The sequence below is a fragment of the Alkalibacillus flavidus genome, from assembly GCF_040545925.1.
Classification (GTDB): domain Bacteria; phylum Bacillota; class Bacilli; order Bacillales; family Alkalibacillaceae; genus Alkalibacillus; species Alkalibacillus flavidus.
On record NZ_JBEPMX010000010.1, the window covers coordinates 33,314 to 48,090 of the forward strand.

Consider the following 14,777-nt stretch of genomic DNA (forward strand, 5'->3'; position numbering starts at 1 on the left):
TTGATGTTGGATTTAACGATAGCTTTAGTGATATTTCTTGTCACATTAACGTTTGTTATTTGGCAACCGAAAAATTTAGGGATTGGTTGGACTGCTTGTGCTGGTGCAATCCTCGCCTTAATATTCGGTGTTGTGAACGTACAAGATGTAATTGATGTAACCGAGTTAGTATGGAATGCGACCTTTGCCTTTGTCGCGATTATCATTATTTCACTCATACTAGATGAGATTGGTTTCTTTGAATGGGCAGCGTTACATATGGCGCGTCTAGCAGGTGGAAACGGTGTGAAGATGTTCATCCTCGTCACCTTGTTAGGGTCTGCGGTTGCCGCATTATTCGCAAACGACGGAGCGGCACTGATTTTAACGCCAATTGTCCTGTCGATGGTGCGGGCGCTTAATTTCAAAGAAGCGATGATTTTGCCGTTTATTATGGCGAGTGGTTTTATTGCCGATACGACATCACTTCCGCTTATCATCAGTAACCTAGTAAACATCGTATCCGCAGACTTTTTCGAGATCGGATTTCTCGAGTATATGTTACGAATGATCGTGCCAAACATATTTTCGATGGTCGCGAGTATCGTGGTTTTGTATTTGTTTTTCCGAAAATCGATTCCAAAAGAATATGATTTGTCGATGGTGAAAGAGCCGAAAGAAGCGATTAAAGATCACCGCATGTTCCGAATATCTTGGGGCGTATTAGGTGTGTTATTAGTTGGTTATTTTGCGAGTGAATGGATTGATGTCTTGTATGTTTCATTCGTGGCGGGCATTATCGCGATTGTCTTCTTGATTTTAGCGAAGCGAAGTCCTGCTGTGCTAACGACAGATGTTGTGAAAGGCGCTCCGTGGGATATTGTGTTCTTCTCAATTGGTATGTATGTCGTCGTCTATGGCTTGCGAAATGTTGGATTAACCGACGTATTAGCAAATGTTATTGAAGCGGCGGCGAGCCAAGGGTTAATGGCTGCGACGATGTCGATGGGCTTTATTGCGGCGATATTATCATCTGTGATGAATAATATGCCGACCGTTATGATCGACGCGCTTGCGATTGAAGCGACGAATACATCAGGTGTTATTAAAGAAGCGCTCATTTATGCGAACGTGATCGGAAGTGATCTAGGTCCGAAAATTACCCCAATCGGATCATTGGCGACATTGTTATGGCTACACGTGTTGTCGAAAAAAGGCATTCAAATTTCGTGGGGGTACTATTTTAAAGTCGGTTTAATCTTAACAATCCCAGTTTTAGCGTTTACGCTACTCGGATTATACGTGTCATTAGTATTAGTTAGTTTATAAGGAGTGGTAAACATGAGTAAACCAATTATTTATTTCTTATGTACAGGGAATTCTTGTCGTAGTCAGATGGCTGAAGGGTTAGGTCGTCATATGTTGGGTGATGAGTATGAAGTTCATAGTGCTGGGATTGAAGCACATGGTGTGAATCCTAAGGCTGTTGAAATGATGGACGAAGTAGGCATTGATATTCGCGGTCAAGAGTCAGCTGTCATTGACCGTGATTTACTGAATCGTGCGAGGTTAGTCATTACGCTTTGTGGCGACGCGAAAGAAAATTGCCCAGTCACACCACCAAATGTCGACACAGACCATTGGGGACTTGTTGACCCAGCGAAAGCGGAAGGAACAGAAGAAGAAGTGAACCAAGTGTTCCGCGATGTGCGCGATGATATTAAACGTCGTATTGAAGCATTAAAGGCACAATAAATGAAATCGCTAGCCAAATGGTGTTTTACCATCGGCTAGCGATTTTTTATGGCTGGCGATTATGCTGTCGTTTGTAATGTTTCTTGTGGACCGAAAAATTCAAAGTTGATTCGATTGTCTGAGACGCCTAGTTGGTGTAAATGGTTCATGACCGTTTCCATAAATGGTTTCGGACCACAGAAGTAGAAGTCAGCGTCCTCGTACGGAAGATGTTGTGTCATCCAATCAAACGAAATGAACCCTTCATGATGATAATGCTGGTTTGCGCGATCGTCTGCCGTTGGATTTGATAAAATAGTGTGAACATTAACGTGTTGATGGTTTAAGACGAGGTTCGTCACTTCGTCTTTAAAAGCTTGAACATCACCATTTCTAACAGCGTGTACGAATGAAACAGGGCGATTCGGTTGTTCGTTGACGACTTGATGGAGCATGCTCATCATAGGTGTGACGCCAACGCCGCCCCCCATTAACACGAGTGGTTTCGTGCTGTAAGTATTAAGTGTGAATTCACCAGCTGGCGCACTAACCTCAACATGATCGCCAATGTTAGTGTCGTTGTGTAAATAATTAGATACAACGCCATTAGGATCGTGCTCATCTTCACGTTTGACGCTAATTCGGAAATAGTCGGCGTGTGGTTTATCTGATAAGCTGTACTGACGAATATTCGTGTACGTTTCGCTCGGGATATCCAATTTGACGCTAATATATTGACCGGCGTTATATGTTGGTAACGATTGTCCATCGACGGGTTTTAAATAAAATGATGTAATGACATCACTTTCGACGACTTTATCCGCAATATAAAACGGTTTGAAATCTTTCCAGCCACCAGGTTGTTGCTCCGTTTCGTCGTATAATTTGGCTTCGACATCGATAAAGATATCAGCGATTACTTGGTAAGCATCTTCCCATGCTTGCATAATGTCATCTGTTGCGGCATCGCCTAAGACATCCTTGATGGCTATAAGTAAGTTTTCGCCGACGATCGGGTAGTGTTCAGGTTTGATGCCTAAACTACGATGCTTGTGTGCGATTTGTTCGACAACAGGCATAATTTCTTCTAGGTGGTCGATATGCTCGGCTGATGCGATAATAGAATTAGCTAAGGCGCGTTGTTGCTTACCTTGCTTTTGATTTGCTTGGTTGAATATATTTAATAACTCTGGATGTTTTTCGAAAAGCATTTGGTAAAAGCGTGTTGTAATAGCTGTTCCGTGTTCGCGTAGTACTGGAGCTGTTGCTTTAATCGTTTCTTTCTGTTGTTCTGTTAACATTGGAACCCCTCCATGTGTTAAGTTATATCCATTATCTAATTCATGACGTTTATAACATGTGATTTTAATCACATAATCACAACTAATTTATGAAAATTTTATTAACGTGTAAGATTTCCGATGCTAGACCGTCTAATAAGTAAATCAAATAGAAAGCGGGGAGGGCGACAATGGATGAAGATTTGATTACCCGTTGGTTTGATACCTATGCTGATGATATTTATCGCTTCTTAGTATTTCGTTTAGGCACACCTGATGTGGAAGATCTCGTTCAAGATGTGTTCATTAAAGCAATCGATCACCATCAATCATTTCGAGGTGATGCCAATCCGAAAACATGGTTGATTAGCATTGCACGGAACGTAGCGATTGATCATACGCGCAAAAACAAAGTAAGGGATTGGCGTCGATTAATCTCTGATGAAGACTATCAACCGAAAACAGTCGATTCACCTGAACAATATGTTGAAAAAACAGAATTGCAAATAGCCGTAAGGGACTTGATCAATCAGTTAAAACCGAACTACCGTGATGTCGTTTTTTTTACGAGGGATTGAAGAATTATCGGTGAGTGAGACAGCGGTTGCGCTCGGTTGGTCTGAAAACAAAGTGAGCACGACGTATCACCGCGCGATTAAAGCGCTTAAGCGCGAAGGAGGGGTCGGCCTTGAGTCAGAATTATGATGAATTAGACACGATGCGCGAAGCTTCACGTGAATGGACGATGGATGAAGGGAGAAAAAAGGATATGAAACGATCCATCCAACAATATGCTAACAAGAAACAAAAGCGTCAAAAACGTCAGCGTTGGGTTGTGGCAGGAACGAGTGTTGCAGCCGTTGCATTATTTGCTTTTGTGACGTTGGGTGTCATGAATCAAGATGATAATAGCCAGGAAAATGCCGCTCCAGAAAGTAGTGTGGAAGAGGGTGTAGAAACACAGATTTCGCCTGAAGAAATCGTAGAAAGAGCAGAAATAGAAGGAGAAAACGGTCAATATACGATTACAGGACCAGTTAGTGAAGGGTATGAAGAGATCAGTCACACATTTGTTACAGAGGGGAGTACAAATCCAGATCTTGACTTTTCCGAGGAAACGATGGATGACTCCTTTATTATTAATGTTTCAATATCAGAGCTTGAGTTGAATAGGTTGAGTGAGGTTGTTTGGTATGTGTCAAACGGTGATGAAACGGCTTCGACAGTCATCGATCAGTTTGAGACCTCACCTGATACAGTAGAGCAGCTGTCAGTTGAAATCGTGTCTGTTGAAGAAGAGACAATCATGGTTGAAGGCATGGAAGAACAGGCTGAGGTGACCACATTTGAATTGAATCCTTACGGGATCGTCTATCAAATGGACGAATGGTTAACGCCTCATCGTGTTGAAGATGGTGTCGTCACGCATCATAACAATGCGGAATCAGTTGATGTAGCGATTAACATCCGAGTGTTTAACGATATGACGGTCAATGAAGCGTTGAATCAATTGTCAGTTGATGACGGTGATTTTGAAGCTGAAGAAGAATTGGCGAATTACGACACGTCCCTTGAAGGGATTCACTATTACAATGCTGGCGAAGGGTTTGTTGCAGGTACACTTGGTGAAAACGTCGTTGTCATTGACTATCATTACCCAATGGAAGCTGGCGATGGGTTCTGGCCGCGTTTTGAACGATTATTAAAAACAATTGATGTAGCTTCATAATCGCACAGTAAAAGCCTTATTGGTACAATAGACCAATAAGGCTTTTGTTTTGAAGGTGGTGTTAGGTTGTTTAATGCTTTATCAGCTTTGAAAAACGGCGATGCGTTGCAACAACGTGCGTATGAAGCGATTGACCAAGTTGGTGTTTTAGATCAGTTTGCTAGTTATCAGCCAATCGTTTGTGGGACAATCCCGCTAAACATCCATGTTGACGATTCGGATTTAGATATTATTTTTTATGTTGATGATTTTGATCGTTTTGCGGAAGAATTACAAAACACGTTTCAACAATTTGAAGGTTTTCACTTAAAGCGGATAACGATTAAAGGTGAAGATGTTGTGAAGGCTAATTTTCATGCATATGGTTTTGAATTTGAGTTGTTTGGCATGAATAAACCGACTGAAAGACAGCACGCTTATTTGCATATGGTGATTGAAGCGGCGCTGTTAGAACGGTTCTCATGGCTTAAAGACGCTGTGACACGCATGAAACAGCAAGGGTATAAAACAGAAGCGGCTTTTTGTGAATGTTTAGGCATCCAATATCATGATCCTTTTGATGCGTTATTAGATTATGGGCGATATCATCATTTTATTTAGGGGGGATGTCATGGACCAGACAACATGGCATGAACAAGCAAAGTATCAATGGAATGAACGGGCTAGCTTTTGGCATTCAAGGAGTCGATCGATGTGGGAGGAAGGCAGTCGGCAAACGATTATTCCTTTCTTCAAACAATTTGTCCCGTCAGACAGTCAAGTGCTCGATTTAGGGTGTGGTGACGGATATGGGACGTATAAGCTATGGCAAAACGGTTATGACGTTACAGGTGTTGATTTGTCTGATGATATGATTAAATTGTGTGAAGAGCGTTTGACGGAGGATATGGCTACGGTTCAGTTTCGAGAAGCGGATATGACGCAACTACCGTTTGAAATGAGCTCATTTGACAGTGTGATGGCGATCAATTCATTGGAATGGACGGCCCAACCAGCCGAAACGTTTAGAGAAGTTGGCCGTGTTGTTCGATCAGGTGGTTATTTATTGTTTGGCATTTTAGGCCCGACTGCTGGACCACGGATGAATAGTTTCGAGCGATTGTACGGTAAGGATGTCATTATGAACACGATGATGCCTTGGGAATTTGAACAAATGGCTGAGCGTGAGGGCTATCACATTATCGGCTCAGAAGGTATTTATAAAGAAGCTGTTCAATCGTCTATCCTCGGACAGCTGCCTGATTCGTTAAAACAAAGCTTATCGTTTATGTGGTTAACGATGTTAAAAAAAGAATAAGTAATACAAAACGTGTTTTCTTCAACATAATTGAGGAAACACGTTTTTTATAGATCACCAATATACTGCACAGAATGAATATGCGTTTTAGAGAGTTCGATCACTTCTTGGATAAAGGTTTCCTGTGGTTCGCGAAATCCTTCTTGAATCCAACTTTGAATTAAACCATAAAATCCAAGGGCGATATAATGTTTGAAGTAATCCATATTAACAGGGCGGTCACTTAACGTTTGAAATGCGAATTGATGTTTATAAATATCTAAAATCGTATTGGGAAAGCCTCTGTGTAAACCTGGTAATGTATCGTCATAATTAATGAGATCAAAATAAAATCCATTTTGATAAATATATGAAATAATCTCAAAATGCGACGGTTTTAGTTGTCGAGTATTAATTGAACGACGCTGTTTATAAGGAATACGCACTGATTCTACTAATCCGGTTAATAATTCTTGTAATAATTCTTCAGCGACTTCGTATTTGTCATGGTAGTGAACATAGAAGGTACTCCGATTGTACTTGGCTTGTTCGACGATGTCTTTAACCGTGACAGCGTGAAATCCCTTGTCTTTAATAAGTACTGTTAAAGCCATTTTTAAATGATCTTTCGTTCGACTTTGACGCATCGTTAATTCATTCATGAACATTCCCCTTACGTTTAGACACAATAAAACTATCTGTCTATTAAATCGACATTCTAACAATTTTCATGGATTGAGTCATTTATTGAACCATCTTATAGTTAAATTATAAAGCAATCATCTCTTTTCGAACACTAATAAATATGTGAACGATTTAATGGATGTTTGCAAGCGCTTACTTATTATGTGATCGACATTAAAGGAGGTTTTAATGATGAGTGAACGTTTTAATGAACGAGTCGTATTAATTACAGGTGCAGGGTCTGGTTTAGGACAAGCTGCAGCGCTTCAAGTAGCAGCAGAAGGCGCTAAGCTATCATTAGTCGATGTGAATCAAGAATCGTTAGATGAAACAAAAGCGAAAGTGTAGACGTAGCTTCGTCAGCAGAGATTTTAACGGTAAAAGCAGATGTATCAAATGAAGATGAAGTCAAAAACTATGTTGATCAAACTGTGAAACAATTTGGACGTATTGATGGTTTCTTTAATAATGCAGGGATTGAAGGAAAACAAAATTTAACACAAGATTACGGCTCAGATGAGTTCGAAAAAGTCGTTATTATTAATTTAAACGGTGTATTCTTTGGCATGAAATATGTCCTGGATGTCATGAAAGAACAAGGGACAGGCTCCATCGTCAATACTGCATCAGTTGGTGGTATTCGTGGTGTTGGTAATCAATCAGGTTATGCTGCGAGTAAACACGGTGTCGTCGGCTTAACACGTAATTCAGCTGTTGAATATGGGAAGTATGGTGTGAGCGTTAAAGCGATTGCTCCAGGAGCGATTATGACACCAATGGTTGAAGGGTCTTTAAAACAAATTGACCCGGATAATTGGGAGAAAGTCGGCGAACAATTCGTTGAACCAAATCCAATGAAACGTTTTGGTAAGCCGGAAGAAGTCGGTCATTTAGTGGCGTTCTTACTTTCAGATCAAGCGAATTTCATTAACGCAGCTGTCGTGCCAATCGATGGCGGACAATCGTATCAATATTAAGTAAGACATAGAAAAACCGCGTCCCAATAAGGGGCGCGGTTTTTGTGTGAGATTTAGATTTGTACGTTAACCTCTGCATCAGCACGTAGGTTATCGATCAATTCTTGTTGTTGTTCACGTTGTTTTTGTTGTTTAACTTGTGATTCAAGATCGCTACGCATGTTTTCTAAATCATCAGCTTCTTGTTCCATTTCTTCCATACGAGAGACATAATCGTCGTATGCTTGCTGGATTTCTTCATCAGAAACGCTAGGTTCTTCTAAGTTTTCGTCCATGTAATTATTAACAAGAAGAGACTGACGAATTTGACGATTCACTTCTTCTTGTGACATGTCAAGTTGTTCAAGTACGGCATCTTTTGATTCAAGTTCTTGTTGTTCTTGAATGTTAGAAAGTTGCGTATCAACTTCTTCTTGAACTTCCTCATCACTTGGTTCTAAGCCATCTTCTTTTGCAGCTAATTCAATAACTTTCGTATTCACGACTTGGTTAATCGCTGATTCGCGGATAGCACCAGCGTTATTAGATGGATCCATGCCCATCATTTGATATTGTTGGCTAACTGCTTGTTCAGCTTGTAGTAATTGAGCGCCTAGAATATCTTCACCATTTACAGTTGCAACGACATCGTCTTCTGCAACTTCAGAAACGCTTTCTCCTGATTGGTCAGATCCTTCATTATTACTGTCTTCATTATTACTGTCTTCATTGTTATTGTTTTCGTTGTCACTACTGCTGTCTTCATTGTTGCCGTCTTCACTGTTGCCTTCTTCTGCTGTCTCTTCGTTACCTTCGTTTCCGGCATTTTCTTCTTCAGAATTATCGCCGCCACATGCTACCATTACGGTGGCAAGAATCGCTAGTACGAAAAGTAATAGCGTTTTTTTCATGAGAACACTTCCTTTGCTGTAATTAATGTTTCGATTTGAATTGTAGCAGAGGGGATTTATTAGTACAAGCCAAAACACCGAATGAAAATGAAATGTAATATGATTGTTATAGAGTGTTATATAGCTATAATTTCGTGTGAATTAATTTATTTTGCTTTTTTTATAGTTTAGGGTTGCAATTTTCCTCAAAAGCGTGTATATTAAGAGTTGAACAAATGATTGATATCGATGATTACTGAAAGGCCTCTCTTAATTGATGTCGAAAGTAACGAGATTCAATTTTTGTCAACACAATTAAGGAGGTCATTTAATATGACAGGTACAGTAAAATGGTTTAACTCAGAAAAAGGTTTCGGATTTATCGAGCGCCAAGACGGTGACGATGTATTCGTACACTTCTCAGCAATTCAAGCTGAAGGCTTCAAAACATTAGAAGACGGCCAAAACGTTGAATTCGAAATCGTTGAAGGCGACCGTGGACCACAAGCAGCAAACGTTGTTGCTCAATAATAAACGTTAACCAAAAGACGCGTAGCTTAGGCTACGCGTCTTTTTTTATATGATGGCTTCTAGCTATAAGTGCCATATTTATGTTTTTTGTAGTGTAAATAAGGGTACTGAGCTGTAACGGATTTGAAAAAAGGGAGGCGTTTTTTATGCGTGATACTTTTAAAAAAGGAATGTCATTAGGTTTCGGTTTAGCGCAAGCGAGTAAAGAGCAAATTGATAAAGCACTCGATGAGATGTATGACAAAGGTGAATTGTCCAAATCTGAGATAACAAATTTATTAAATGAACTACGCGAAAAAGGTGAACAACGACAAGAACAAGTCGATCAAAAGATTCAAGATATACTAAAAGAACGGTTACATGAAATAAATGTGCCGACCCGCGAAGACTATGATGCATTAGAACAACGAATCGCCGCTCTTGAAGCGAGACATAACTCAGATGAAGAATCTTGAACATAAATGAGGAGGGAAAGATATGATCAGTAAACGAATGAAGCATATGCGACGATACCGCCAAATTGCAGCGGCTCTAGCGCGAAATGGATTTGGATATTTCGTCAAAGAAGTCGGGCTTGATCAAGTATTTTCCCTTCCTCGTCGTGTGTATGTGAATCAACGTCATGAAGAAACGTCCAAACAATTAGGTCGGCGTCTGAGATCATTTTTAGAAGAATTAGGACCGACATTTATTAAAGTCGGCCAAGTGGCGAGCATGCGCCCTGACTTGTTTCCTGATGATATCATCGAAGAATTATCCTCATTACAAGATGAGCTAGACCCGTTTTCTTATGAAGACGTGCAAGCAATTGTTAGACAAGATTTTGGAGCAGACGTTGAAGAATTATTTGCTTCATTTGACCGCGAACCACTCGGTGCAGCGTCAATCGGCCAAGTTCACAAAGCGCAACTGAAGACGGGTGAACATGTGGCAGTGAAAGTTCGTCGACCTGGAGTCTATGAGCAAATACATACAGACCTTGAGATATTAGAAGAATTAGCGAAGAGAGCTGAAAAGCGATTCGACTGGGCAACACAATATCAAGTGACAGGTGTGCTAGAGGAATTTAAGCGAGCGATTATGGATGAATTAGATTATGAAACAGAAGGGCTTAATGCCGACTTAATGCGTAAACAATTTCAAGATTGGTCGTCGATCATCATTCCAACAATTTATTGGGATTACTCATCCAAACAAGTGTTGACGATGGAGTTTGTAGAGGGATATAAGCTTGATGAAGTAGATGACATGAAAGCACAAGGATTTGATTGTGATACGATAGCTGAGACGATGATCCAAGCCCTTTATCATCAAATTTTTAAAGATGGTTTATTTCATGCTGATCCACATCAAGGCAATTTCTTCATTACCGAAAACCAATCCATTGCTCTAATGGACTTTGGTTTAGTAGGGCGATTGTCGCGCGATATGAAAAGCCATCTTGCGTCACTCTTTATTGGTGTTGTTAGACAAGATGCGAAAAGCATTGTTAAGACCATTAAGAAGATGGGGATTACGCCTGATGATTTAGATGAGGATTCCTTGAGACGGGATATCGAACAAGTGATGGTGAAATATTATGATGTGCCACTTAAAGATATTAGTCTAGGCGAATCGATCACAGATTTATATCAAATTGCACAAGAATATCAGATCTATATACAACCCGATTTATCATTAGTAGGTAAAACGATGTTTACGATGGAAAATGTTATTGAAACACTAGCACCTGATATCAATATGATAGAAGTCGCCGAGCCGTATGGAAAAGATCTGTTGCGGCAAAAGTATAACCCGAAACGAGCGGCTGAAAAACTGGTTGATCAACTTGGTGAGTATGCTGATGCAGCAGAAGATTTACCAGAAGTCTTGCAAGAAATCAATGCGATAGCGAAGAAGCGAAAAGTGCCGATTGATATTTCGTTTCAAAAAGAAGATTCTTTTATGCGTAAGTTAGACCAAGTGAGTAATCGTTTATCATTTAGTATTGTTTTGTTGTCGTTCAGTCTTATTATGGTGGGCCTGATGGTCGGATCTGCCTTAAGTCAACAACACTCGATGGTGTGGAATATTCCCGCGATAGAAATTGGTTTTGTTATCGCGTTATTAATGTTTTTATGGATGATATATTCGATATTCCGATCAGGAAGGTTTTAATCCCTTCCTGATTATTTTGATTCGACTTCGGTTAATATATTCGGCAGGTCGTTTGTCTGTTGTAACGCGTTTAAAACCGTTAGCCATTTAAATGCAGACGTTCTCGGGTTGAAGAATTGAAAGCGATAAAAGGTGTCATCCATTAGAAAATCGAGTTTGTGGTGAAAGTGAACGTTTAACCCCTCGACCTTATCAATTGGAAATTTTAGTTTGTTATTTTGATAAGTAAAGACTAAGTTCCCCTCGTGATAATGCAATGAACCACGGTGAATGTGTTGAAAGGGATCACGTTTGTGTGATACATAAAGGTCAACGTGATCAGATAAATCATTAATAACTTTTTGTCGCTTTTCTTCTATCATGGCGTTATAAACGTGTGATTGTTGCCACGCATTCCATTCAGCAGGTGTTCTGAAATGAGTAGCAGGTGAAAATGTACCGTACTCTGTATATTTCTCTGTGTATCGACATTGTTCACATATGAATTGATGACGATCAGACGTCAAATGACCGATTGAATGACATGACGGACACATAAACAAGAGTCGCTCTAAATACTCAGCTAAGTTGTTTCCTTTATACGAATATTGTTTCGATGCTTGCCATTTTGCCTCATCATGATTAAGAGCTTTACTTATACCTTTGTGAATCGATTCGACTGAATTTTTTCTGATATCGTCTGCATCCCACAACTGTTTGTACTCAATGTCAATTTGCCCTTTACGGTGATGCTCCGCCCAGCGTGGGTGACTTAAATGCCCGCCTTTGATTGTTGCTGTTACCACTGGGATCTGAAGTTTTTTAATTAATTTCGAAGTTGAATATGTTAACGGTTCTGTTTGGCCATCCCAATTACGATTCCCTTCAGGAAATATACAAATGACACGGCCGTGCTGTTTGGCTTTTATAACGCTTCGAATCGTTTTCGTGTCATTATAAAATTTCGTTTTCCGTATGGCACCTGTATAATCAAGAATTCGTCTCAGAAGGGGATTGCGAAATAATGGCTCACCCGCGATGAAACACATCGGCTCCTTCACATAACTGTTTAATATTAATGGGTCCCAATTGTTCACATGATTAGATACAACGAGGTAAGGTGGTTTTAAGCCGATAGTATCATTTCGTTCGACATGAATGGATGAACGTTTGTTTAAGAACCATTTAATCGGTTGGATTAATATATTTTTCATGATTGGATTCGGTTTTCGTTCGATGCTCATGAAGTTGTGCCTCCAATTAAAAATCATTATACATATTGTAGCAGATTTGAAGTTGGTTTTAATGGATATGGATAGATATTTTATACATAGATATTGATAGAGTAACGAAAAGTTGTAGGAATATGTCATTTTACGACGATAATTCTGATATATTGATAGTCATTTTGTCATATATGTATTAAAATGATGTTATACGTCATGTTCGAGAGTGGGGAAATCATATGGATGTTATGGACTTTCATCTAATCATGACTGTCACCGTTAAAGGGACATATGATTTGTTTTTAGTTAGTTTATCAATCGTTATTGCTATTATCGCTGCGTATGCGGCGTTGTCATTAAACGAACGACTTTATCACAGTGGGTTAATTCATCCGTATTTTTGGATTGGATTGGCTTCCTTAACAATGGGTGTTGGCATTTGGTCAATGCACTTTATAGGCATGAGTGCTTATCAATTAAACGTTCCAATGACGTATGATACAGCGATCACGATTTTGTCGGTCGCTCCTGCTGTTATCGCATTGTTGATTGCCTTCTGGATGGTCTATTACCGTAAACGCAAATTCAGACATATTGTACTAGCTTCGATGCTGATCGGAATAGGAATTGCTACGATGCATTTTACTGGCATGGAAGCGATGGTCGTCGCTAATGCAACGATGCAGTACCATGCTGGTTTTGTAATATTATCTGTGTTAGTTGCGATTGTCATAGCGTTTATTGCGTTGTTAATATTAATTAACCAGCCAGATAAGATGCCTTTTTGGAGTAAGATGATTATCGCTATATTACTTGGTTTAGGTGTTTCAAGCATGCACTACACAGGTATGTATGCTACGACCTTCGAAATGAATGAGTCCCTTGTAGGAAAGTACGAAGCCAAAGGACCGATGGGCATATTAATTGCGAGCATTACCATGGGTATATTAGGGATTGTGTTGTTTTCGATGTTTAGCACCATTTTTGATCGTCAATTGAAGCGTCGCTTAGAGTTGTATGATCCATTAACGAATTTGCCCAATCGAAAAGTGTTCAATCAACAAATCGCTCAGTATAAGAGTATGAATGAAGTGGGCCTTGCGATTGTGCATTTACATGATTTAGACACGATTAATAATAAATATAGTTACCAACAGGGCGATGAAACGATCAAAATCCTCGTTGAATTAGTGAAACAAGCGTACCGGAAACATTTTTCACGACGCGAGTTTTTGGTCTATCGTATTAGTAATCAGAAAATTGGTATCGTCGTTAACGAATATTCGATTGTGAAGAAGATGCAACATTTCTCAAGTGACTTAATTCATTTATGTCAAAGTGAAAATATGGCAGGCTTAAATATTAGTGTCGCCTTAGCAGCTAAGCCGAAGACAGCGAAACAGACTATTGAACTTATCGACCAAGCCTATGCAGTGATCAATATGCATGGTGAAGAATTAATTAATGATTACGCCATGTTTAAAGACAAAACCCATAAAGAAGGTTTACGTGATAAACTCATTGAACGTCTCCGTTTAATCGAATACGATGAGGAGTTTGTAGTGAAATATCAACCGAAAATATCGAATATACACCATGATTTCGTCGGCGTTGAGGCACTCATACGTTGGAACGATGACCAGCTCGGTTTTATACCCCCGAACCAATTCATACCAGTTGCCGAAAAAACAGGCGAGATTCATCCGATTACGATATGGTTGATTGAGCATGTGTGTAAGCAAATTAAAGAATGGCAGGTAGCAGGTTTTAATGTTGGAAAAGTCGCGATTAATTTATCGAACCGGACTTTGACTGAAGATACGTTTGTTGTCGATGTTGAAAATATAATTAATCGCTACCAAGTCGACCCGAGCTTATTAGAATTTGAAATTACCGAATCAAGTATTATTGATGATGAAAAGATCGCATTAATGACAGTGAAAAGCTTACGCGAACTCGGAGCGACGATCGCGTTAGATGACTTTGGTACAGGCTTTTCATCGCTTACGTACTTAAGAAAACTGCCGATCGACAAAATGAAGATCGATAAATCATTTTTAGATGGCATAGTAGAAGATTCTTTAGCACAGCAGTTTCTAGCGGATGTGATTAACTTAGGTTCGACGCTATCATTAGGTGTTGTCGTTGAAGGGGTTGAAAATGAAGAAGAACTCAATATTATTGGCCAAACATCTGCTGACGAAATTCAAGGATTTTATTTCGGTAAGCCAATGTCATCTGACGAATTAATAAGTTGGGATACCTCGTACAACGAAAAAATATTAAATTAATATAATAAATTATGCATGAATAAGGACGAAAATGGGTATAGCAAACAATAGACTTTCAATATAAA

15 protein-coding genes and 1 pseudogene are annotated in these 14,777 nt (G+C 39.6%); 12 read left to right on the forward strand and 4 right to left on the reverse strand.

Annotated elements, in window-relative coordinates:
* The first annotated feature begins 3 nt into the window (after window positions 1-3).
* Together ABID56_RS09890 and arsC are read left to right on the forward strand one after the other, a co-directional pair.
* Window positions 4-1,308, forward strand: coding sequence for an arsenic transporter (locus ABID56_RS09890; protein ID WP_354220732.1), 1,305 nt, complete (start codon window positions 4-6; stop codon window positions 1,306-1,308).
* Between the two features lie 12 nt (window positions 1,309-1,320).
* A complete protein-coding gene (arsC, locus tag ABID56_RS09895; RefSeq protein ID WP_354220734.1) occupies window positions 1,321-1,734 on the forward strand; it encodes an arsenate reductase (thioredoxin) in 414 nt (137 codons plus the stop codon).
* A 59-nt stretch (window positions 1,735-1,793) separates the two neighbouring features.
* Here arsC and hmpA read toward each other — a convergent pair whose 3' ends face one another.
* Window positions 1,794-3,014, reverse strand: coding sequence for an NO-inducible flavohemoprotein (hmpA, locus tag ABID56_RS09900; protein ID WP_354220736.1), 1,221 nt, complete (start codon window positions 3,012-3,014; stop codon window positions 1,794-1,796).
* 170 nt (window positions 3,015-3,184) lie between these two features.
* Between hmpA and ABID56_RS09905 the strand changes: the two genes are divergently transcribed.
* From ABID56_RS09905 to ABID56_RS09925, 5 genes are all read left to right on the forward strand, one after another.
* Complete coding sequence (locus tag ABID56_RS09905; protein WP_354220738.1) at window positions 3,185-3,571, forward strand: RNA polymerase sigma factor; 387 nt, start codon at window positions 3,185-3,187, stop codon at window positions 3,569-3,571.
* 10 nt (window positions 3,572-3,581) lie between these two features.
* On the forward strand, window positions 3,582-3,698 hold the full coding sequence (locus tag ABID56_RS09910) for a hypothetical protein (protein ID WP_354220740.1): 117 nt from the start codon (window positions 3,582-3,584) through the stop codon (window positions 3,696-3,698).
* Complete coding sequence (locus ABID56_RS09915) at window positions 3,682-4,722, forward strand: hypothetical protein (RefSeq protein WP_354220742.1); 1,041 nt, start codon at window positions 3,682-3,684, stop codon at window positions 4,720-4,722. The genes ABID56_RS09910 and ABID56_RS09915 overlap by 17 nt, the downstream gene beginning before the upstream one ends.
* A gap of 66 nt (window positions 4,723-4,788) precedes the next feature.
* A complete protein-coding gene (locus tag ABID56_RS09920; protein ID WP_354220744.1) occupies window positions 4,789-5,322 on the forward strand; it encodes a DUF4269 domain-containing protein in 534 nt (177 codons plus the stop codon).
* A gap of 10 nt (window positions 5,323-5,332) precedes the next feature.
* The gene (locus ABID56_RS09925; RefSeq protein ID WP_354220746.1) at window positions 5,333-6,019 is read left to right on the forward strand and encodes a class I SAM-dependent methyltransferase; all 687 of its coding nucleotides are present in this window, start codon (window positions 5,333-5,335) and stop codon (window positions 6,017-6,019) included.
* A gap of 47 nt (window positions 6,020-6,066) precedes the next feature.
* Here the strand turns inward: ABID56_RS09925 and ABID56_RS09930 are convergent, their stop codons facing one another.
* Entirely contained in the window at window positions 6,067-6,660 is a 594-nt protein-coding gene (locus ABID56_RS09930) for a TetR/AcrR family transcriptional regulator (RefSeq protein WP_354220748.1), read from the reverse strand.
* Window positions 6,661-6,874: 214 nt separating this feature from the next.
* On the opposite strand from ABID56_RS09930, the pseudogene ABID56_RS09935 reads away from it, so the two are divergent.
* Window positions 6,875-7,659 (forward strand): annotated as a pseudogene (locus ABID56_RS09935) (glucose 1-dehydrogenase).
* Window positions 7,660-7,712: 53 nt separating this feature from the next.
* On the opposite strand, the gene ABID56_RS09940 reads toward ABID56_RS09935, so the two are convergent.
* Window positions 7,713-8,549 carry a SurA N-terminal domain-containing protein gene (locus tag ABID56_RS09940; protein ID WP_354220750.1) on the reverse strand — a complete coding sequence of 279 codons (837 nt, stop codon included), beginning with the start codon at window positions 8,547-8,549 and terminating at the stop codon, window positions 7,713-7,715.
* A gap of 312 nt (window positions 8,550-8,861) precedes the next feature.
* Between ABID56_RS09940 and ABID56_RS09945 the strand changes: the two genes are divergently transcribed.
* The 3 genes from ABID56_RS09945 (at window position 8,862) to ABID56_RS09955 (ending at window position 11,216) form a co-directional block, all read left to right on the forward strand.
* Window positions 8,862-9,059: a cold shock domain-containing protein gene (locus ABID56_RS09945; protein ID WP_354220752.1), complete on the forward strand. Its 198-nt coding sequence runs from the start codon at window positions 8,862-8,864 to the stop codon at window positions 9,057-9,059.
* Window positions 9,060-9,205: 146 nt separating this feature from the next.
* Window positions 9,206-9,514 (forward strand): phasin family protein, encoded by a 309-nt coding sequence (locus ABID56_RS09950; RefSeq protein WP_354220754.1) that lies wholly within the window; start codon window positions 9,206-9,208, stop codon window positions 9,512-9,514.
* Between the two features lie 22 nt (window positions 9,515-9,536).
* Window positions 9,537-11,216 (forward strand): ABC1 kinase family protein, encoded by a 1,680-nt coding sequence (locus tag ABID56_RS09955; RefSeq protein ID WP_354220756.1) that lies wholly within the window; start codon window positions 9,537-9,539, stop codon window positions 11,214-11,216.
* Window positions 11,217-11,227: 11 nt separating this feature from the next.
* Here ABID56_RS09955 and ABID56_RS09960 read toward each other — a convergent pair whose 3' ends face one another.
* On the reverse strand, window positions 11,228-12,439 hold the full coding sequence (locus tag ABID56_RS09960; RefSeq protein ID WP_354220758.1) for a lysophospholipid acyltransferase family protein: 1,212 nt from the start codon (window positions 12,437-12,439) through the stop codon (window positions 11,228-11,230).
* A 221-nt stretch (window positions 12,440-12,660) separates the two neighbouring features.
* Between ABID56_RS09960 and ABID56_RS09965 the strand changes: the two genes are divergently transcribed.
* Window positions 12,661-14,712 (forward strand): EAL domain-containing protein, encoded by a 2,052-nt coding sequence (locus ABID56_RS09965; protein WP_354220760.1) that lies wholly within the window; start codon window positions 12,661-12,663, stop codon window positions 14,710-14,712.
* The last annotated feature ends 65 nt before the right edge of the window (window positions 14,713-14,777 follow it).

Excerpts from the sequence above, each read along its gene's own strand:
- ABID56_RS09890 (WP_354220732.1), top strand. The coding sequence starts at position 4 with ATGTTGGATTTAACGATAGCTTTAGTGATATTTCTTGTCACATTAACG.
- arsC (WP_354220734.1), top strand. The coding sequence starts at position 1,321 with ATGAGTAAACCAATTATTTATTTCTTATGTACAGGGAATTCTTGTCGT.
- hmpA (WP_354220736.1), bottom strand. The coding sequence starts at position 3,014 with ATGTTAACAGAACAACAGAAAGAAACGATTAAAGCAACAGCTCCAGTA.
- ABID56_RS09905 (WP_354220738.1), top strand. The coding sequence starts at position 3,185 with ATGGATGAAGATTTGATTACCCGTTGGTTTGATACCTATGCTGATGAT.
- ABID56_RS09925 (WP_354220746.1), top strand. The coding sequence starts at position 5,333 with ATGGACCAGACAACATGGCATGAACAAGCAAAGTATCAATGGAATGAA.
- ABID56_RS09930 (WP_354220748.1), bottom strand. The coding sequence starts at position 6,660 with ATGAATGAATTAACGATGCGTCAAAGTCGAACGAAAGATCATTTAAAA.
- ABID56_RS09940 (WP_354220750.1), bottom strand. The coding sequence starts at position 8,549 with ATGAAAAAAACGCTATTACTTTTCGTACTAGCGATTCTTGCCACCGTA.
- ABID56_RS09945 (WP_354220752.1), top strand. The coding sequence starts at position 8,862 with ATGACAGGTACAGTAAAATGGTTTAACTCAGAAAAAGGTTTCGGATTT.
- ABID56_RS09950 (WP_354220754.1), top strand. The coding sequence starts at position 9,206 with ATGCGTGATACTTTTAAAAAAGGAATGTCATTAGGTTTCGGTTTAGCG.
- ABID56_RS09955 (WP_354220756.1), top strand. The coding sequence starts at position 9,537 with ATGATCAGTAAACGAATGAAGCATATGCGACGATACCGCCAAATTGCA.
- ABID56_RS09960 (WP_354220758.1), bottom strand. The coding sequence starts at position 12,439 with ATGAGCATCGAACGAAAACCGAATCCAATCATGAAAAATATATTAATC.
- ABID56_RS09965 (WP_354220760.1), top strand. The coding sequence starts at position 12,661 with ATGGATGTTATGGACTTTCATCTAATCATGACTGTCACCGTTAAAGGG.